Annotated in this window: 12 protein-coding genes and 3 pseudogenes; 6 read left to right on the top strand and 9 right to left on the bottom strand. The window is 57.9% G+C overall.

Annotation, left to right across the window (positions count from 1 at the left end; all coding sequences use genetic code 11):
- Positions 1-1,149 precede the first annotated feature (1,149 nt).
- From IVA80_RS31930 to IVA80_RS31920, 3 genes and pseudogenes are all read left to right on the top strand, one after another.
- The gene (locus IVA80_RS31930; protein WP_247438888.1) at positions 1,150-1,326 is read left to right on the top strand and encodes a hypothetical protein; all 177 of its coding nucleotides are present in this window, start codon (positions 1,150-1,152) and stop codon (positions 1,324-1,326) included.
- A gap of 241 nt (positions 1,327-1,567) precedes the next feature.
- Positions 1,568-2,167 (top strand): hypothetical protein, encoded by a 600-nt coding sequence (locus tag IVA80_RS31925; RefSeq protein ID WP_247438886.1) that lies wholly within the window; start codon positions 1,568-1,570, stop codon positions 2,165-2,167.
- A 428-nt stretch (positions 2,168-2,595) separates the two neighbouring features.
- Positions 2,596-3,071, top strand: a pseudogene (locus tag IVA80_RS31920) (Lrp/AsnC family transcriptional regulator).
- Between the two features lie 1,334 nt (positions 3,072-4,405).
- Here IVA80_RS31920 and IVA80_RS31915 read toward each other — a convergent pair.
- The 7 genes and pseudogenes from IVA80_RS31915 to IVA80_RS31885 all read right to left on the bottom strand — a co-directional run bounded on the left by IVA80_RS31915 (position 4,406) and on the right by IVA80_RS31885 (position 13,901).
- A complete protein-coding gene (locus tag IVA80_RS31915) occupies positions 4,406-5,938 on the bottom strand; it encodes a long-chain fatty acid--CoA ligase (RefSeq protein WP_247438970.1) in 1,533 nt (510 codons plus the stop codon).
- A gap of 477 nt (positions 5,939-6,415) precedes the next feature.
- Positions 6,416-6,766, bottom strand: a pseudogene (locus IVA80_RS31910) (anthranilate phosphoribosyltransferase); the annotation flags it as partial.
- A gap of 823 nt (positions 6,767-7,589) precedes the next feature.
- Complete coding sequence (locus IVA80_RS31905) at positions 7,590-9,197, bottom strand: carboxyl transferase domain-containing protein (RefSeq protein ID WP_247438884.1); 1,608 nt, start codon at positions 9,195-9,197, stop codon at positions 7,590-7,592.
- A 1-nt stretch (position 9,198) separates the two neighbouring features.
- On the bottom strand, positions 9,199-9,705 hold the full coding sequence (locus IVA80_RS38765) for a biotin/lipoyl-containing protein (RefSeq protein WP_247438882.1): 507 nt from the start codon (positions 9,703-9,705) through the stop codon (positions 9,199-9,201).
- Position 9,706: 1 nt separating this feature from the next.
- The gene (locus IVA80_RS31895) at positions 9,707-11,167 is read right to left on the bottom strand and encodes a biotin carboxylase N-terminal domain-containing protein (protein WP_247438880.1); all 1,461 of its coding nucleotides are present in this window, start codon (positions 11,165-11,167) and stop codon (positions 9,707-9,709) included.
- Between the two features lie 1,264 nt (positions 11,168-12,431).
- On the bottom strand, positions 12,432-13,169 hold the full coding sequence (locus IVA80_RS31890; protein ID WP_247438877.1) for a carbonic anhydrase: 738 nt from the start codon (positions 13,167-13,169) through the stop codon (positions 12,432-12,434).
- 492 nt (positions 13,170-13,661) lie between these two features.
- Positions 13,662-13,901 (bottom strand): VirK family protein, encoded by a 240-nt coding sequence (locus IVA80_RS31885; protein ID WP_247438875.1) that lies wholly within the window; start codon positions 13,899-13,901, stop codon positions 13,662-13,664.
- Positions 13,902-14,527: 626 nt separating this feature from the next.
- Between IVA80_RS31885 and IVA80_RS31880 the strand changes: the two genes are divergently transcribed.
- The 3 genes and pseudogenes from IVA80_RS31880 (at position 14,528) to IVA80_RS38760 (ending at position 16,354) form a co-directional block, all read left to right on the top strand.
- On the top strand, positions 14,528-14,998 hold the full coding sequence (locus IVA80_RS31880; RefSeq protein ID WP_247438874.1) for a hypothetical protein: 471 nt from the start codon (positions 14,528-14,530) through the stop codon (positions 14,996-14,998).
- A pseudogene (locus tag IVA80_RS31875) lies at positions 14,967-15,974 on the top strand (prolyl oligopeptidase family serine peptidase); the annotation flags it as partial. The gene IVA80_RS31880 and the pseudogene IVA80_RS31875, both read left to right, overlap by 32 nt.
- Positions 15,908-16,354: a prolyl oligopeptidase family serine peptidase gene (locus IVA80_RS38760; RefSeq protein WP_346348047.1), complete on the top strand. Its 447-nt coding sequence runs from the start codon at positions 15,908-15,910 to the stop codon at positions 16,352-16,354. The pseudogene IVA80_RS31875 and the gene IVA80_RS38760, both read left to right, overlap by 67 nt.
- A 1,359-nt stretch (positions 16,355-17,713) precedes the next feature.
- Here IVA80_RS38760 and groL read toward each other — a convergent pair.
- Together groL and IVA80_RS31865 are read right to left on the bottom strand one after the other, a co-directional pair.
- Positions 17,714-19,363 carry a chaperonin GroEL gene (gene groL / locus IVA80_RS31870; protein WP_247438872.1) on the bottom strand — a complete coding sequence of 550 codons (1,650 nt, stop codon included), beginning with the start codon at positions 19,361-19,363 and terminating at the stop codon, positions 17,714-17,716.
- A gap of 85 nt (positions 19,364-19,448) precedes the next feature.
- The gene (locus IVA80_RS31865; protein WP_247438871.1) at positions 19,449-19,763 is read right to left on the bottom strand and encodes a co-chaperone GroES; all 315 of its coding nucleotides are present in this window, start codon (positions 19,761-19,763) and stop codon (positions 19,449-19,451) included.
- Positions 19,764-19,777 lie beyond the last annotated feature (14 nt).

Below are 19,777 nucleotides of genomic sequence, written 5' to 3'. Positions count from 1 at the left end.
GTACAGTCTGTCGCAGATCGAAGACATCGGCGAGGGCCTGCCGGTTACAATTCATGTGATCCTTTCGGCAATGACTATTTCGATTATGTCAATCGTTGCTGGCACGACGGAGTCTGGCTTAAGATCGGTTACTGCGCGTTGTTCTCCCCGGATCGGTCATGATTCAGATACAACGGCACGGTACGACCTTGGAGGTCGACAGTGGGTTTTACATCGGGGCCCCCGTAATGGACGCGCGCTTAGATCGGTTGCACTTCACGCTGTAGTTGACAATTGGGTTCGAGTGTCCGGGGGTCCGTATAGTCGCGATCCGTCGGCTTTGCGAAACACCCACGTGCCGGCGGTCTCGTTCCTCCGATAACCGATCGACAGGCCTCGTCCGATTGATACCAAGACGGGCGTTTTGCTCACCGGCTTGTCCAGCCGCGCACTGCGGCTTTCGAGCGTCTTGTCCCTGATGCGCCTGACCATCGCCGATGCCTCAGCTTCATTCCGAAAGTGTCCAGCCGGAGTCCAGTGGACAAGGATGTATACGGGACTGATACTGACGGACGCCAGCGCACTCGAATCCTTGAGACCGCCGGCAATTTGAAGATCTCTATAATAGGGCGTCGTGTCCTTCTCTCAGCTGAACAAGAACAAGCTTCGCTCAGAAGCATGCCTTGGCCGCGGGAGGAGCCGATGGGAGGGAAACAAAAGCTCGCTAGCGTTTCTTTCCTGCGGAGCCTTTAGCGCCGTCTGCTTTTCGAAAGCTGTACAAGAAGACGCCGCTGTTAGGTGAATCATCCCTTTCACGTCGTGATACGCGAGAAACCGACAAGTCTGAGTTGGCAGCTGAATTAGACGGTTGCGTCTTACAAGGGATATTTTCCCAAAATTACCCAGATGCTGAGTTCGGGCGCCGCGACCAATGCGACCTCATCTGGAATAATCACGATCGAGGCAGGGCCGCGCCTCATAAGGTCCGAAGCAGGACAGTTCCAGTCATCTCCAAAATGCTGAGCGAAAAACACCGCGTATCCACGGACGACCGCTGGGATAAAGTTCTATCGCTCCGATCTAATCGGCAAAGGCTGCCGCAGAGCCGGAATGATCTCGTGGGATTGCTCATGCCCTGCATCGGAAGAGAAAAGTGAAGCGGGTTATGGCATGAGCTACACCGACGCAGCCTTTTTCTGGTGGACCCTCTGGAAGAATAACTACGAATTCTTCGCAGCAGATGGCTGGACGCCCGATGATCAGTTCGGCCTTTCGGTTGCAGACGGCGAACACCGCGAGGACCATTCTCGGATCCTATTATCTGTTCGAGGCATCGAATGTTCTTGATGACCTGAGCGAGCCCAAAGACATCTGTCCGTCAAGAACATCTGCTTGTTGGAAGCCTGCTCATGCCAATGCAAGCAAATACGCCTATAGCCGCCTCTTCCCAGTCGCGCCGGCTTTCACGGAAACCGGAGTGCTTGCCCTTGAGGGGCAGCGCCGCGATGCATGATCGACGAGCGCGTCGATGGACCTGCATTCTGGCTCATTGTTCCGAGCAATTCCTGTTATCGGAGCAGGAGTGCGATTGGTTGATTTGTCCCTGGCTCATGTGGGTAGTCGCAAGGCGGTCATGATCACGTGCAAACATTTCAGCACGCAATTTGCAATCGAGCGCGCCCGCTATGCGGCCGCGCGTGGCGCAAGCCTTCTGATGCTGATGCCGCCCTACCACGGCGTGAGCCTCAACGCAGACGCGCCCTCGATGCTCGATCGTTTCGGCCGTATCGCAGATGCGGCCAAGATTTCGATCCTGGTCCTGAATGCGCTGCTCAGTGGCGTGACGTTAACAATGTCGTTTCTGGTGCGCCTTGCCCGGGAGATGCCGCGCTTTAGCTATTTCAATATCGAGGTGCCGTTTGCCGCGGCGAAGCCGCGGACGTTGAGTGACGCCGGAGGAGAGACAATCCTAGGCACCTTCGACGGAGAGGAAGCCATTACAATGATGCCATATCTCGATGCTGGTGCGAGCGGGACGATACCGGGCGCGCTGCTTCCTGATCTATTGCGTCCAGTGATCGATCATCGCACGACGGGACGCAGGCGGGAAGCCGCCCTGCCTGTCGTTAATCGGTTTCGAGAACCGCCAGTGTGGCCTGCGCGCCGCCACGGGCGCGACGTGAAATAGCTGAAGGAAACTCGCCCCGCACTAGCTCGCCCGCGAGGTCAATCCAATGGCGCTCCATTGGTGACGCTAAGCCGCCCACATGTCCGCTCCCGAAAGAACTACGTTCAATCAGCTGCCAGGGATCAAGAGAGGTGCGGTACCGACAAATTTACCTCCACAAACAGTGCCGTGAGGAAAAGAGCTTTAGCGGCTTATTGGAATTAGGGGAGGCGACACAAGCCGACCGGGCGCGCACAAGGCTGGAACCGGTGGTTGGCTGTCCCCGATAAGGTTTGAGCCTTTCAACTCGTCAGTGCGCGCATTGTCGGCTGAAGACGTACATTCGTAGAGGTGCTAGGGAGGAGGTTTTAGAGATGACCGGGACGCTCAATGGGACTACTTCGCATGCTTTGAGGAGGCGGTCGCGCTCGAGAGTCCGCAATGCAGCCATGGAAATCGACAAAATCGATGCTCGTCTTCTTGATCTCGTTCAACGCAACAATCGCCTAAGCAGTGAAGAACTCGGCGCGAAGTTGCCCTATCTGCATCCGGAGTTCAGCGCCGACTAAAGCGCCTACGAAAAGAGGGCGTGATAGAATCAGACGTCTCAATCATTTCGCCAAGGGCGATCGGCCGAAACGTGACTATGCTGGTCCTCATTTTCTTTGAGCGCGATCGCGCCGACATCATTGATCGCTTTAAGCGGGGGATCCGCACTATGACGGAGGTGATGAGCGGATTTTACGTCACGGGCCAAGCTGATTTCATCCTGTTGGTGACTGCAAATAATATGGAAGAGTACGAGCATTTCACCCGACGCTTGATAAATGAAAATCCAGATATAAAGCGCCTCGAGACTGTAGTTGTTCTGGACCGAGTCAAAGCCGGTTTCATTTTACCAATGGGATCGTTGGCATCCTGGTGACCAATCTCGCCGTGACCCTTAACGCCCTCATCTTGGATCAAGCATAATCGCTTTCCGCGCGGTGAGAGCCGTAACGACGATCTCGCACTCTCGGCCAGCGTCCATGCGGTCCGATTAAAATGAGGCCGCGTTCCAGCAATTCCATCTGGATCGGCGCATGCTCCTGAACAGCAATGACCGAGGCTAACACTATGAGGTCGGCGCTTGTTGTGCGGTTTTGGACTGCCGAACAAGTCAGGTCAGGTTCAAGACGCCTTGCGCGATTTTTCCGGGTATAAGCAGAAGCTTTATTCAGCAAGGCGCTGATACGGGGATTGCTGCAAGCACTCGTTAAGGGCGAGCGTCCACGCTGGCCCGCAAGAGCGAACTCTCCTTTTGAACCCGAACGGGCTCGAATGGCGCGCTACTCATCGGTTGATAGGAAGATTGATACAAATCGCGCTCCCAAAGGCGGCATTGGCAGTTCGATCACGTCCCAGAATACGCCGGCAGCGACACGGGCAAAGCTCTAACTGACGCGGGCGTCGGCGGCGTCGAGGAGCCAAAAACGGGGATGGGATAGACGATCGGAATATCGGCTGAGTGAGGACGGGTACCCCAACTGTCGACGTCGCTCCGGCTCAGCACCTCTATTAACTTCCTGGAAGAGTGCGGCACCTGTGAAGATATGGACGACTCGTGCGAACCGTCGACTGCAATGGCATTTGCGATCTGATTCGCAAGTTCAAAGCCGCAGGAGATGTAAATCGCGATATTCGGTGAGGGGATGGTAATGTATGCCGCAAGCAGCATTTCAAGAGACACTCCGAACCATGCCAACTCTGGCGTCGTGCAGCTCGGCGATCTGCTCTGCAGACGAGAAGGAGGCGCATGGGCCGAGAAGCGCTTGTGAGTGCCGCTCTGTTGAGCTCTCTTTCCTTCTCGTCCATGCATCGTTTTCTCCGTTTCTGAGGTTCAAATGACGCGTTCTAATGATTCTCTCAAACTGCGCGAGCATCCAGAGATATCAGTCGGCGAGTCCTTGACTTACCAAAACCGGAGTCGGGCCCCCTGTCTCCCTCCTGTGCAAACCATACGGAGACCAAGCCGACTTGGAGGCAAGCGAAAGTTGGGTTGTCGCCAGATCAGAGCCCGACATTTGTGCGGTACCGGCATTCATAATGAGGATCCGCGGCATCAGCGACCTCGGGGCAAGGTTATTAGACGGAAAGGCGCCGACAATGATCAACTCGCAGCTGCCGTATTCGCATAGACGCGGTGAGCCCTGGGGCTTTTCGCGGCTCTCAGCGGCCACGCCTGCGGAGTAAAGGAAATGCCAAACCCGATCGAAATCTTCAGTCGCCGTCGTTGTGCTGGCTTGATCGTGTAAGCCCCTTCAGCGCGAAATGCTGGATCTTGCCCAACGCCGTTCGTGGCAATTCTTCCGTGAAAATAATTTCGCGCGGTACCTTAAAGCGGGCGAGCTGCGAGCCTGCATGCGCCGTTAGTGCTTCCGCGTCAAGGCGAACCCCCGGCCGCCTGATCACATAAGCGATCGGCACCTCATCCCAGCGCGGATCGGGTCGACCGACAACGGCGCAGTCTGCGACATCGGGATGCTCCATGAGCGCGCGCTCTACTTCCGCCGGGTAGATATTTTCTCCACCGGAAATGATCAGGTTCCTTTTGCGATCCTGAACCCAAAAGTATCCATCGGCATCGCGGCGGCCGATGTCTCCGGTGAGATACCAGCCGTTGTGCAAAGGCTCGCGCGTTGCTTGTTGAGCGCCCCAATACCCGCTGAAGACATTGGGGCCCCGTACGGCGATCTCGCCCGGGCTGCCTGCCTGCAACCCGTTGCCGGTATCATCGAGAATAGCCGCTTCGCAGCATAGGCCGGGCAAGCCGCTCGAGCCCTTACGCGTAAGATCGCCGCCGAGCCTCGTATACACAGCAATAGGGCAGGTCTCGGTCGAACCGTAAACCTGCAGCACTGGCACCCCACGCGCGACAAAGCGTTCGATAAGGTGCTGCGGGACCATGGTTGAACCGGTGCAAACTGCCTTCAGTGAGGAGAGGTCCGTCGTCCGCCACTGAGGATGGTCGGTTAGGAATTGCATCGTGGTAGGCACCAACGCTGCCAGCGTAGGTCTGTCGCGTTCGATCGCAGCAAGCGTCGCCTCGGGCGTAAATCGCGTGTGAATGGTGACGGTCGCGCCGTGATGCAACGCCGGCGTGGTCTGGATATTCAGGCCGCCAACGTGAAACAGCGGCAAGACTGTCAGGACATGATCGGTCGAGCCGAGGTTATGCATGTGCTGACTCATAATTCCATTCCACAGCAACGCTTCTTGACGCAGCACAGCGCCTTTCGGCCGCCCTGTGGTACCCGAAGTATAGACAATCAGAAGCGGGCAAGACAGGTCCGTGTGCTGATTGCGATCGTCGCCTCGGCTCTGGTCTACCAGGCAGTCCCACTTACTTCCGCCGAGAGGCGAAAAGTCCAACCCGGCAACAAAGGTATCGGGCAATTGCCCCGCCAGAGCTGCTAGCAGCGCATCAAAGGCCTGTTCTAGAACTAGCACTTTTGGACGGGCGTCGGAGAGGATGAACAACTGTTCCGCGACCGTAAGCCGCCAATTTAATGGAACGAGCATTGCGCCGAGTCGCGCGCAGGCATAGAGCAGGGCCAGGTAGTCGGGCCGGTTGAGGCCAAGGATCGCGACGCGGTCGCCTCTCTCGATGCCGAGCTGGTGTTTTAGAGCACGAGCGATCTGCTCGATCCTTTGAATGAAGGCGGCGTAGCTTAGAGTGCCCCCGTCGAAGTGGATCGCGGGTTTGTCGGGAGTAAACGAGGCGTTACGCTCAATCAGTGTGCAAAGATCCACCTTTGTCCCCTTTTCGCTCAGGTTCGCTACGTACTTGCAAAACTGTTTGAACCCCTGACCTCCTGAGTCGTTCGGAAGCTCTCGATCGCGATCAGATCGCATCGGATGGCCTTCAGGCACGCGAGCGGTCAAGCGATCTCAGTCCGAAGCATACGGTCTTGACGACGTCATCAGCCCGGGCCCGATGTAAACCTCTTAAAGCGTAAAGGCGGAGGCGCTTCGTCACGGGCTCCGTTTTGTCCGACAGCGCTGGCGTGCATCTGCGCGTAGTGATAAGCGCACCATGACGTTATCTTCTTCAGGTTTCCGACTTACAGGCTCACCGCACATATAGGGAGATCTGGAATCTTCATCTTTGAATGGCTCGGCATTGACCTTCAGTGTGGTCGACCAACACAACGTTCTTGGCACCGTCGGGTTTTTTCATCGTGCTGCCCCGAATGCAAAGCAATCTTCGAGATTGTCGCGCCGGTATAGTGAGGACACGGCGCGGTTGCCATGTTTGGCCACAGGAACGCCGGCCCCGGCGACGATGAAAGAGGCGCATGTCGACACGTTGACTGAGCCCGAAGCGTCACCGCCCGTACCAACGATGTCGACAGGATCGGGGGGCGCACTGACCCGGAGCATTTTGCTCCTCATGGCCGAGGCTGCGCCGGTGACTTCTTCTACGGTTTCGCCACGTACCCGCATCCCAATTAATAATCCCCCGATCTGGGAGGATGTCGCCTGGCCCGACATCGTGATTTCAAAAGCTGTTGCGGTCTCCTCGCGAGTCAGCGTGGCACCTGTAGCAACTTTGCTGATGATCGATTTGAGGGCGTTCATTGCTCTACACGTGCTTAGTTGTTCCAATTGGCCAGTCGCGCGTGCGAGCGCGACCTCAATCCGCTAGTCGAGGCATGCGGTGTCAGCTTGAACGTCAGTTCGCTCTGCAATGCTACAACCTGACGCTGCGTAAGAATCAAGTTATCCATGACGTTCACCTGCAAAGGAGTTAGTGTTCTTTGCTCGAGATCAGATCAGACGATTGGACGGCAAGACGGGTGGGTAGTTCCATAGCCTAGCATGGCGGGCGACTTCTTCTGCAACCAGCCCGTCGTAGAATCATTGACCGCGATCGGTATGATGGCTTGCATGTCTCCTCCTAAAGATTGTTATCATTGGCGATGAATGGACCAACAATCCATCGGTAGGGAGCACCTTAGATCTAGTGTGACGGACGCGTCCGTTGGTGGATCAGAGTAAGTAGGGCAGCCCGCGCTTGCATGAATCGCGAACTCCAGATGTCGATGGCTTCGACCCGCAGGAGCCTCGCAATTAGCTACGCAATGCTAGAAGTAACGAGCAGATCATCTCGAGTGTTACGCACTTTGCGTAGTCCCCACGCGAGGTTCGATGCGCGGCCAATCAGGCCTATGCGACCCAGCTCCACCTGCTTCGACGCAACGCCGTTGTCCCAATCGACAACGTGGTCACCGAATTCAACGCACCACCCGGGTTGATCTATTTGACCAATGTCGCGAATTCGAGTTCTGCCGCGGAATGCGGGCGACACGAATCTGGCTCATGCCGGGGACAGGATGATCCGTCGATTTGGACTCCAGTTAGAGAGTAGAATCCACTGACACGGACGTTCGAATCCTGCCGGCTACATTCGGAATACGCCATAATGGGGCGCTTCGATGGGAGCATTCAGCGAAGCGCTCATGGCGATCGCGAGTGCACTTCGGGTATCGACTGGATCAAGAATTCCGTCGTCCCAGATTTCGGAGGTTGCATAGTAGGCGCTGGATCGTTCCCGATACTCGTCGAGAAGGGGACCTCGAATGGCTGCCAGCTCCTGCTCTGCGAGTCGCCCACCATCACGGGCCAGTTGTCTGGTCTTAACATGGGTCAGCACACCTGCCGCTTGCTCGGCGCCCATCGCAGAGATCTGAGACTGCGGCCAGGTGAAGACGAACCGAGGATCGAAAGCACGTCCCGCCATAGCGTAGCTACCTGCTCCGTGCGAGCTGTTGCAAACGACCGTGAATTTTGGGACCGACGCTCCCGAGACGGCCATGATCAGCTTGGCGCCATCCTTGGTTATGCCACGGCGCTCGTATTCGCGGCCGACCATGAAACCCGTTGTATTCTGCAGGAAGAGCAGGGGCGTCCGGTTCTTGTCGCATAGTTGGATGAAGTGAGCGCCCTTCAGCGCACTTTCGCTGAGCAGCACGCCATTATTTGCAAGAATCCCTATTTGATATCCATGAAGCCGCGCGAAACCGCACAGCAGGGACGTGCCGAAACGCGGCTGGTATTCGTGAAATCGGCTGCCATCGATCATGCGGGCGATGATCTCCCGCATGTCGAACTGCACTCGAGGGTCCTTTGGAATAATGCCGTATAGTTCCGATGCGTCGTAGGCAGGTGGCTCCGGGGCGGCTTGATCAATCGGAGTCTTCGCGGACCGATGGAATCGGGCAACGATATCACGTGCGATCGCAATAGCGTGCATCTCGGAGCTCGCGGAATAATCGCTCGTGCCCGACACGCTCGTATGCATGTGGGCGCCCCCAAGCTCCTGTGCCGATACGTCTTCACCGGTAGCAGCTTTCACGACTGGAGGGCCACCGAGAAATATAGCTCCCGTATCCTCGACCATAATGTTGAATTCGCTAAGCGCCGGGACGTAGGCCGCTCCCGCCGTGCAATGACCCATTGCGATCGCGACCTGCGGTACTCCCATCTTGGAGAGAATGGATTGGTTACGGAGGATCCGACCCGCGAAGTAGCGATCGGCGAAGAACTCTGCCTGAAAAGGTAGGAATCCTCCGGCGCCGTCGCACAAATGAATCACTGACAGACGATTCTCGATTGCGATGTCCAAGGCTCGCACTATCTTCTTGACAGACAATGGATACCATGCGCCGCCCTTTACGCTTGCGTCGTCTGCATGAACCATCATCTCGCGACCCGCGACGATCCCGATGCCGACGACCTGCGCCGCGCCGGGCACTTCGCCGTTATAGGCCTTGTTAGCGGCCAGCGTTGAAAGCTCGAGGAACGGAGTTTTTGGATCGAGCAAGGCGTCGATCCGATCTCGTACAAACAGCTTATTTTGACGTCGAAGGCGCTCAAGCTCCCGCTCGGGCCGCTGGAAGCGGACAGCACGTTGCCGCTCCTTCAACTCGTCAGCAAGCCGCCTGTTGTGGAGCTCGTTTTGACGAAAGTCTTGCGAATTGACATTCACCCCAGAAGCGATTCGTAGCATTTCAGCGCCCTTCTTTCGACAGCGTAATCAGCACAGCATTTCGCTCGAAGCTCTCCCCTTCTTTGAAATGGATTCGATCGACTATGCCATCCTGTGAAGAGCGAATAATAGTTTCCAGCTTCATGCTCTCAATCATCATCAGCGCCGCGCCTGCGGATACCGGTTGACCAGGCGAAACCGCGATCGTAACGACTACTCCCGGCATCGGTGCGCGGGTCATGAGCGAACTTTCCTCTTGGTTCACGCAAGCGAGCGTTCGCAACGGGTCGCTGTAGCGCAAAACGCGAGTCATGCCACGGATGTGGACGTGAATCAGGTCGCCTTCGATGACGAAGCGGACCCGTTCGGTCTCGCCGGCAATGGTCAGCACACCTGAATTCTCACTGTATTGGGCGAACGCGACCGGGGAAATGACTTGGTCGCGCAAGTGAAGATGATAGGAGCCGGATTGGCAGGGTGAAAGCCATAACTGATGGTCGACGCCATCAACCTCGACGGAGTGATACACGTCAATTTCTCCAATGGCCCAGCGAAGCGTGAAGTGCGGGTACGGCGTCGGCCGATTCGCGGACTTGTCGGGTCAGGAGAGCAGCTGATGCCAGGAATGCCGGTAGGTCGGTAGCAGAGTTACCGGCGGCGATGTGCGGGTTTTCCTCCAAATATCCTGTATGAAACTGTCCGCGGACAAACGACTCGTCTGAAAGGATGCGGGCGAGGAAGCCAGCGTTTGTCTCGCAGCCGAGAAGAATAACCCCCTGAATCGCGTGATTGGCCGTCGCGGTGGCCAATGTGCGCGTCGGCGAATGCGCGATGATCTTTGCGAGCATGGGATCAAACGCAGTGGTGATTGGCTGACCCTGCGTGATGCCGCTGTCAATCCGTACCCCGCTCGGATACTCGAGAAGAAGTACTTTGCCGGACGTCGGAACATAGCCTCGTTCGGGGGCTTCAGCGTACAGCCTTACTTCGATAGCGTGGCCGTTCGAAACGATATCTGACTGAGCAAAACCAAGTTCTCGGCCCGCGGTGGCATAGACCTGTTCGGCGACAAGATCGATGCCGGTGATCATCTCAGTCACGGGATGTTCGACCTGTAGGCGCGTATTCATCTCGAGAAAGTAGAATTCTCCTGCATCGAAAATGAATTCAACGGTTCCTGCGTTCTGATAATTCGCGGCGCGTGCGATACCGACCGCGGTCTCGCAGACGCGTTTCCGTAGTTCTGGCGACAGCGCTGGCGAGGGCGCTTCCTCGATGATCTTCTGGAAGCGTCGTTGCACCGAGCATTCCCGCTCAAACAGATGTACAATGTTCCCAAAGGAGTCGCCGAGTACCTGCACTTCGATATGCCGCGGGTTCTCAATGTATCTTTCGACGTAAAGCCGGCGATCCCCAAAATACCGTTGCCCCTCAGAGCGAGCTTGCTCAATCGCGCCTTCCAGAGCATCGACGTCACGTACAATCCGCATGCCCTTGCCGCCCGCGCCCCCTGACGGTTTTACCAGCAAAGGGGTTCCAATTGCACGCGCCCTGGAGACGAACGTCGCTGGATCGTCCTCCTCAATTGCAGATGGGGCCACTGGAAAGCCGTTCGACTGGACGAAGTTGTGGGCCCTAATCTTATCGCCCATCAGTTCAATAGTTTCGGGTGCGGGGCCGATGAACGCAATGCCGGCCTTTACCACGGCCGTAGCGAATTGAGCCTGTTCGGAAAGAAATCCATAACCTGGATGAACAGCGCCGGCGCCCGCCTTGTGAGCGGCGGCGATAATTTGTGCGATGTCCAGATAGGCCGCGATCGGCGTGTGACCGCTGATAAGAATCGCTGTGTCGGCCATGGAGACTGCCGGGCTTCGCGCATCGACCTCGTGGTAGACAACTGCAGAACGAAGGCCCAGCTTTCGCAACGTCTTGATGATGCGGGCGGCGATCTCGCCTCTGTTGGCAATAAGGACTGTATCGAAAGGCATTGTGTCTCCAAACAAACAACTCAAACGAGACTTCCGTCACTTGCGAGCGGTTGGTCCGCTTTCGATAGCTTCGCTCGCTTTTGTTGACAGTGAGTCGGCGATCCACCGCGCAATTATTACCTTGCGGCTCGGTTTGGGGAGCGCCGCGCGGGGGCGATCGAGGGTGCAGGATGGTTGGTAGTACCTCACTTCGAGTCTCGGTTTTCTTTGGCGGTATCGCCAACGGAAATCACGTCGCGATGTCTCAAGCTCGCCTGCTTGGCTTTGAGACACGCCAGTGATGGCGGTGCGATCCGGGATGTGGGTGCTACACAGGCGAAACACGTCCTGCATGCAAGCGTCTTTCTTCGCGTCGGTCGGCGGCTGATCTCGCGCACCCGCCGACTCGAGGCACAGAGATGCTGTTGCACAATAAGAACTACTGCACAGCAGTTGGCTTCGGGACGCAAAAACCAATGCGTTCGTTGTGTACGCGTCACGATATCCTCTTCAGGTCGGTACCTTGCGGTATTGGTGTTCCTGCGCAAGGAACATATGGCCTATCTACAGGAAAAACGGGCCGGAACCGTTCAAGTCGTTGATGGCTGCGGAAGCGTTGCTTTGTATGATAGAACCGAAGGCTGCGATGTGTTGACGAATTACAATCAGCATGCCGATGTCGTCGTAACGCGTGTTGTCTTGCCGGACTCGACCTCGCAAGTGTGCCTGGTTCCGGACGAGATGATCGAGCAGTTGCGCGTCGATAAGGCGCTAACGTCCGTCCCGACGGAAAAAAAGGCCCGGCCTCGTTTTGGAAGCCGGGCGAAGTCAGTCTGGGAGGAGCGACGCTGCTACACATCGCACCGACCGTCGGCAAGGGAGAGTTGCCGCCGGCTCATTTACGGCGAGCGTTCGCCGCAAATTCGAAATACGACAAGATCGTTATGCCATCACCCCACACGCTAGGAGTAGCTTACGTTCGTTTGTCAGAGGTCGCGATCTCATTTCAAGATCGTACAATGTGACGTTACGTGCGATTCAAGGCCTTTCAACGAAATGACCGCATAAATTTGTCCAAGCTCCTGGCTTCCCGGAAGTAGCCAGGTCCGTACGTAACGTACTATCCATTCGTCCACGGGTGGGGCTTGCCCCGTGAAGGCGCTGCCCCGGCGCGCTGCGTAAGATCTGTCCCTCCGATCACCAGGATCTGGTCGACTCGGCGGCAGAAACCTTTCAACCTTGTCGCTTCAAACGGCACTGCTCCGAAATAGCGCTCTGATGACGGTCAGCTCACCAATTCGACTCGGCCGGTATCGAGCCGATAAAGACCCCCGACGACTTTCAGCCTATTCTGCTCGATTGCTATATTTAAAATCGGAGCCGCCGATTTGAGCTTATTGACGTTGTCGATTACATTTCGCCGGATCGCATTTGCGAGTGCATCTCCGCTTTCCTGGGAAGACGCTTTTACTGCGGGCGCAAGTGCGGCGGCGAGAGATGGAATGTGCCCAGGCAAAGACTTGCCCTCTCTTAAGGACTCGATCGTAGCACCGACAGCGCCGCAGCGATCGTGGCCAAGTACCAGGACCACCGGGGTATTTAGCACGGCCACCGCATATTCAAGGCTGGCTAGCATTTCATCGTTGGCGAAATTACCAGCAACACGGCAGACGAACAGATCGCCAAGTCCGCTATTGAAAACATGTTCGGGTGCGATACGTGAATCGGCGCAGGTTAGGACCGCCGCATATGGATTTTGCCCGCCGATTAAAGCTTCGCGCTCCTGCCTGAAATCGTCGAGTCGTGATGGGCCCTGAACGAAGCGCGCATTGCTTTCCATTAGGCGCTTCAGCGAAGCGTCCGGCGTGAGAAGGTTGTCCGGTTTTGGCGGCGCTGTTGCCTCCATGGCGCCCGCAATCCTACCGCCCAGCAGCATGCCCGCCGCCGAAGCCGTGAACAGCATTAGCGAACGGCGAGACGGCGTCATTGGATGAGGCAGGATCGGGAGGCCGTCTTCACACATGTTTTCCCTCTTCGTGTGCTGCTCTACGCGGTCCCGTGGCTTCGGGGCTCCGCCTCGCTGCGGAACCAGCGCTAACCCAGCGCCTTCTATGGAGTTGCACCAACTCAGTTGCACAGATGTGTTCGCCCTAGCGCCTCTCGCTGCGCTTGATGACACCGCGATGAGCGTTATCCAAAATGGCTCCGAGAAGGAGTTCTAAAGTGTCGTTACGGCGACCTGATCAGGATTTCGAGACAACGTCACAGCCTCTCAAAAAGCCGTTCTTCAGGCGGCATGCGCTCCACTAGATTTGGATGAGTGGAGCGAACGCGGAGCCGCGCGAACGGCCTTAGCGCCGGAATCCATCGATGTGCGCAGGCAGCGGTGAGCACGAAGGAACTGGGCATCCTGGTCGCTAGCTCCTCAGGTAATGTAGCCCGATCGAAGTTGTCATCGGCGCGTGCCGAATGGGATGCCTATCACATTGCGACGCGGCTAAGAACGGCTCAAGCCTCATTCCAATTTGTAGACGAACTGCGCGCCGTTCCGCAGTTCGCAGACGAATTCGCCCTCGTTCATGACCTTGGCCGGCCCGGCCACCAGCTTTGAGGCCCGCACCGTGAGCTTGCCTTCGCGGCTGAGGCTGTGGCGGATGTAGTCCGTCACCGGGTACCCGAAACTGTCCACGGTTTGATGAGCATTGCAGAAGCTGATGCCGTTCTGGGCAGTCACCCTGAAGGCATTGATAATCAACCCACCCTGTGGCCGGGCCGGGGTCGACAGTGGTGCAGCGGTTTAGGTCCAGTATGACCTTCAGAGTATTGCCAGTCTGCAAGGCACTGAGCACCTCAGCGTACTTCGGTGAGGGCTCCTCGGCCTTGACGATCGTGCTGACGTTGACGGCCAACAGTAAGGACAAGAGGATGGGTGGGCATCCGCCATTGCACAGCATATTCTCTGCTTCCTCAACGGAGCAGGCGCGAAGAAGTCAAGTTGCTCGATGCCATGCAAGCATGTGCCCTAACCGTTCTCAAGTGCTTCGAAGGTAATCTAACGTCACAAACTCGTATGTAAGACTGTGCAAGCTTGGCGGTCCGCCGGATAATTCAGGTGCCGAACACCCGGCCTTCGGCTGTAGCCGGCGCAAACGAAATCCTTCCAGCGCCAACGCAGCGATGCCGAGATCAAGCGCGCGTCGAAAGGCGAATCGCGCATGCTCGAGACGTTTGATTATGGACGCTTGTCGACCTTGGCACCCTGTCAGCGTCGGACCACCAGAGACTCGGGAGATCACGACCGCCGTTGCCCGCCGGTAAGACCAATCTCTCCCTCGCACGCCGCCTCGATCTCGCAGGTCGGTGAGTAGCGAACCACCATCGGTGGCCGCTTTTAATGAACAATCAAGAGACGTTGCCCTGACGGTTTTGACGAAAGCCGACAGCCTGTGCTTGATTCCGTGGAGCCAGTTCTTGTTCTCACCCGAGGGGACGGTCGCGGATAAGAAAAACTGGGTCTTTAAAGGTGCTAGCTGCCTGCCGTCCGAAGAGCGCCTGTGCCTCGTCCAGTTTTCTGATGGCGGTAAGGACGCGGTACGCGTCCGAGAGTTCGACCTGGACACCAACGCCTTCGTCACGACCGGTTTTGCTCTTCCGGAGGGAAAGCAGGCCGTCAGCTGGATCGACCGCCACACGGTCCTTATCGCACGAGATTGGGGAGAAGGGACCCTGACGCAGGTTGGCTACCCTTTCGTCTTGAAGGAGCTGAAGCGCGCTCAGCCGCTCGTTCGAGCGCGCGAGGTCTTCCGTGGAGAGCCGACCGATGCCGTGGCGGCCCTTCGTGCTGCGGGATAATGAAGGCAAAGTTCATGCGGCCAGCGCCATGCGCGCGATAAGCTTCTTCGAGCAGGAGTATGTGCTCTTTGGGCCTAACGGACCGATCAAGCTAAACCTGCCAAAGAAAGCAAACAGCAGCGGCATCGTCAGTGGCCGCCTGCTCGTGACGCTCGATGAAGACTGGATACAGTCCGGCAGCACCCGCTTTGCGGCCGACTCGATGATCTCGTATGGCTTGGGCAAATGGAAGCAACATCCGCTGCGCGGGATGCCATCGCTCGTCTTCCAGCCCGAGCCTCGGCGAGCGCTCAGCGGGTTCGCGGTCACCAAGAACTTGTTGATGGCGATCCCTGACAATGTTCAGAGCATGGCTTTCATCTATAGGTACGACCAGGGCACTTGGCGGGACACGCCGATCCCGCTCCCTACGAACGAGAACGTCAGCCTGTCAGCCGCTAGCGAAGAAACGGACGTGGTGCTGTTCACCGTCTCCAACTATCTGGGGCCGACGTCTCTCTGGTACTTCGACGCGGCGAGCGAAGGGCTTGAAATACTGAGGACGGCACCTCCGAAATTCAACCCGTCCAGGCATGTCGCGGAGCAGTTCGAGGCCACTTCGCTCGACGGGACCCGGATTCCCCACTTTCTGGTGCGTCCCAAGAACGCGAGGTTCGGAGCGGAGATCCCAACTCTTCTCAATGGTTATGGCGGATTCCTCGCCTCGCTCCTGCCATCCTGTGCGGGAGCGATGGGGCGGCTCTTGCCCGACCAGGGCAGTGCATATGTCGTCGCGAACCTGCGGGGCGGCGGCGAGTTTGGGCCGCGATGGCACGAGGCGGCCCAAACGGCAACGAAGCAGCGGACATGGGATGATTTCATCGCCTTTACGGAGGACCTAATCCGCCGGAAGGTCACCTCTCCGCGCCGATTGGGCGTGGTCGGCGGCAGCCAGGGAGGTCTGCTGGTGGGCACCGCGATTACTCAGCGCCGGGGCCGCTTCAACGCAGCGATCGTGCAGGTGGCGCTGTTCGACATGTTTCGGTTCACCAAGTTGGGTGCAGCCTCCTCCTACATCGGCGAATATGGCGATCCCGCCATCCCGAGCAGCGCGGGTGGATCGAGGCCTACTCACCCTATCAGAAGCTTGTCCCGGGCAAGACCTACCCAGTCCCCTTCATTCTCACTTCCACCAAGGACGACCGCGTGCATCCGGCCCACGGCCGCAAGGCAGCCGCCAGGCTTGCTGCGCTCGGCCAGCCCTATTACTGCTATGAGAATATCGACGGCGGACATAGCGCGGCCGCCAATCTCACGGGATGCGCGCGCCGGCTGGCATTCGAATACACCTATGCATCCAGGCGGCTTGTGGATTGAGTGCGGTTGACGAGTGAGTTCGTTAAGGTCGCCAGTGCAAATGGCGGCCTGTCAACATCAGCGCGTTTGGTCGGAGAGATCAGTGACCAGGCCGCATCCGTGTATGTCATGCCTCGCTACTGCGGGATGTCATTGTGCTCTATGGCTTCACTCCAGCCATCCCCACGTCCGGCGGGATGGCTTCGGCTTCGCAAACCTGAATATCTAGAACTCTCACAGCCACAAGAGCTCTCCTTCGTTGCGCTCGAGCATTCGCAATGGTGCGTTAACTCCATCTCGGAGCAGTGGGCGACATGGAGCGGAGAATGCACAAGCCTTCGATCGTCAAGGCGGCTTGCGGCATGAAGTTGTGGACACTTTCCAGCTGCACAGCGCTCACTGAACGCGATCTGTTCCCGGTTACATCAACGTAGCGAGTCGGCTTACGCTGATCACTTGAGCCATGATTGGCCTCGTCAGCCGCAGGAAATTTGCGTGCGGGCTTGCGCTCCGACGGAGAGGTGAATCACCAAAGGCAAAGGAATCCATTCATGAGCGACATGGCAACTCAGATTCATTCGCGCGCGGTCGTGTGGATCGACCACCTCTTTGCTAAGATATTCTCCATAGGTTTAACGGGCGTCAGCGCGACGGCCGTACGCGCATTTGGCGCCCCAGCGTCTTGATTGCAAAACGCATACTGGCTCTGCCGACGTGAATGACGATCCGCCGTTTGTCGTCAGGGTAGGTCGGGCCCTGAGTAGCTGCACTGATCTGCTGATCATCGGACCGGGAACCGAGAAAACCGAACTGATGAACTTCCTGAGAGTGAACAGGCCAGATCTCACCCTGCACGTCGAGACGAGTAATACTCCGACCGACCGGGAAATTGTAGCGGTTGGGCGAAAGATCTTCCGTCTCGATTGAGTAGGCGATGTTCTTCTTCTGATTGTGGACGGTGCAACAGATCGGCCCAAATTAGGAGAGATGAGGATCGCTCTTCCCGGGGACCACCACGTACCTCGCGCATCTGTTTACAGCGAAGGATTGGCGCGGGAGCCGATGCTATTTAAGTCAGTAGCGCCAATGGGTGGCTACCGCGACCGGGCGTTCTCAGGTGTTCGCCTTGACCAGCCGCCGACGTTGATGCCGCAGGGAAAGACTGTGCAGAAGGGCGATCACCCGTTCGTCCTCCCGGTGACATGCCTACCAGCAGACTCGCAAAACCCAAGCGGAACGTCTAGCAACTGCTGATCGTCATTTCCGCAGCGCATAGCGCGAGATCAGAACAACGAACTGAAAAAGTCGCGAGCAAAAAATGACCCAAAAAATGACCCCCGGCATTTTTCTGCCGGGGATCGCATTTTAGAGATAGTTGGATCAGAAGTCCATGCCGCCCATGCCGCCCATGCCGCCGCCCGGAGGCATCGCGGGCGCGCCGGTGTTCTTCTTCGGCAGCTCGGCGACCATGGCCTCGGTAGTGATCAGCAGGGCCGCCACGGAGGCAGCGTTCTGAATCGCGGTGCGGACCACTTTGGTCGGGTCGATGATGCCCTTGCTGACCAGGTTGCCATACTCGCCGGTCTGCGAGTCGAAGCCGTAGGCGTATTGCTCCTTCTCCAGGATCTTGCCGACGATCACCGAGCCGTCTTCACCGGCGTTGATCGCGATCTGGCGAGCGGGCGCGGAGAGCGCCTTGCGCACGATCTCGACGCCGGTCTTCTGGTCGTCGTTCTTGGTGCGCAAACCCTTGAGCTGCTCGGAGGCACGGAGCAGGGCGACGCCGCCGCCCGGGACGATGCCTTCCTCGACAGCCGCGCGGGTCGCATGCATCGCGTCATCAACGCGATCCTTGCGCTCCTTCACCTCGACCTCGGTCGCGCCGCCGACGCGGATCACCGCGACGCCGCCAGCGAGCTTGGCAAGACGCTCCTGGAGCTTCTCACGGTCGTAGTCCGAGGTGGTTTCCTCGATCTGCGCCTTGATCTGCGACACGCGCGCCTCGATGTCGGCCTTCTTGCCGGCGCCGTTGACGATCGTGGTGTTCTCCTTGTCGATCATCACCTTCTTGGCGCGACCGAGCATGTTGAGCGTGACGTTCTCGAGCTTGATGCCGAGATCTTCCGAGATCGCCTGGCCGCCGGTCAGGATCGCGATATCCTGAAGCATGGCCTTGCGGCGATCGCCGAAGCCCGGAGCCTTGACGGCCGCGACCTTCAGACCACCGCGCAGACGGTTGACGACGAGGGTCGCGAGGGCTTCGCCTTCGACGTCCTCGGCGACGATGATCAGCGGCTTGCCGGTCTGCACCACCGCCTCGAGCAGCGGGAGCAGCTCGTTCAGCGAGGAGAGCTTCTTCTCGTTGATGAGGATGTAGGCGTCGTCCATCTCAACGCGCATCTTGTCGGCGTTGGTGACGAAGTAGGGCGAGATGTAGCCGCGGTCGAACTGCATGCCCTCGACGACGTCGAGCTCGGTCTCGAGCGACTTGGCTTCCTCGACGGTGATGACACCCTCGTTGCCGACCTTCTTCATGGCGTCGGAGAGGAACTTGCCAATCTCGGCGTCGCCGTTGGCCGAGATGGTGCCGACCTGGGCGATCTCGTCGTTCGAGGTGACCTTCTTGGAGTTCTTGACGAGGTCGGCGACCACGGCTTCCACGGCCAGGTCGATACCACGCTTCAGATCCATCGGGTTCATGCCGGCGGCAACCGACTTGGCGCCTTCACGAACGATCGCGGCCGCGAGCACGGTTGCGGTGGTGGTGCCGTCGCCGGCCGCATCGGCGGACTTGGAGGCGACTTCGCGCACCATCTGCGCACCCATGTTCTCGAACTTGTCGTCGAGCTCGATCTCCTTGGCGACGGTGACGCCGTCCTTGGTGATGCGGGGAGCGCCGAACGATTTGTCGAGGACAACGTTGCGGCCCTTGGGGCCGAGGGTGACCTTTACCGCGTTGTTGAGAATTTCGACGCCGCGCAACATGCGGTCGCGGGCGTCTACGCCGAACTTGACTTCTTTGGCTGACATGTGGGTTTTCCTGAATGTTTTACTTGGTCTCACCCTTGGCGACGCCCAGCAGGCGCTCCTCAGGATGAGCGGTGCGAGCGATGGTTTAGGCGGCCTTGTTCTTGGCGGACACGTCCGTGAGAACGCCCAGGATGTCGCTCTCTTTCATGATCAACAGCTCCTGGCCGTCGAGCTTGACCTCGGTGCCTGACCATTTGCCGAACAGGACGCGGTCGCCGACCAGGACGTCGATCGGGATCAGCTTGCCGCTCTCGTCGCGGCCGCCGGGGCCGACGGCGGTGACTTCGCCCTGAGAGGGCTTTTCCTTGGCAGTGTCCGGAATGATGATGCCGCCAGCGGTCTTTCCTTCTGCGTCAATGCGCTTGACCACGACGCGGTCGTGAAGCGGACGGAATTCCATGCAGATCTCCTAAT

The sequence above is a fragment of the Bradyrhizobium sp. 139 genome, assembly GCF_023074175.1.
Lineage (GTDB): Bacteria > Pseudomonadota > Alphaproteobacteria > Rhizobiales > Xanthobacteraceae > Bradyrhizobium.
Note: the sequence above shows the minus strand (reverse complement) of the source record. Positions and strands in the feature narration are given on the sequence as shown.

Coding starts and splice junctions, on each gene's coding strand:
- IVA80_RS31930 (WP_247438888.1), top strand. CDS start 1,150: ATGAGCTACACCGACGCAGCCTTTTTCTGGTGGACCCTCTGGAAGAAT.
- IVA80_RS31905 (WP_247438884.1), bottom strand. CDS start 9,197: ATGCTACGAATCGCTTCTGGGGTGAATGTCAATTCGCAAGACTTTCGT.
- IVA80_RS31895 (WP_247438880.1), bottom strand. CDS start 11,167: ATGCCTTTCGATACAGTCCTTATTGCCAACAGAGGCGAGATCGCCGCC.
- IVA80_RS31890 (WP_247438877.1), bottom strand. CDS start 13,169: ATGTGTGAAGACGGCCTCCCGATCCTGCCTCATCCAATGACGCCGTCT.
- groL (WP_247438872.1), bottom strand. CDS start 19,363: ATGTCAGCCAAAGAAGTCAAGTTCGGCGTAGACGCCCGCGACCGCATG.
- IVA80_RS31865 (WP_247438871.1), bottom strand. CDS start 19,763: ATGGAATTCCGTCCGCTTCACGACCGCGTCGTGGTCAAGCGCATTGAC.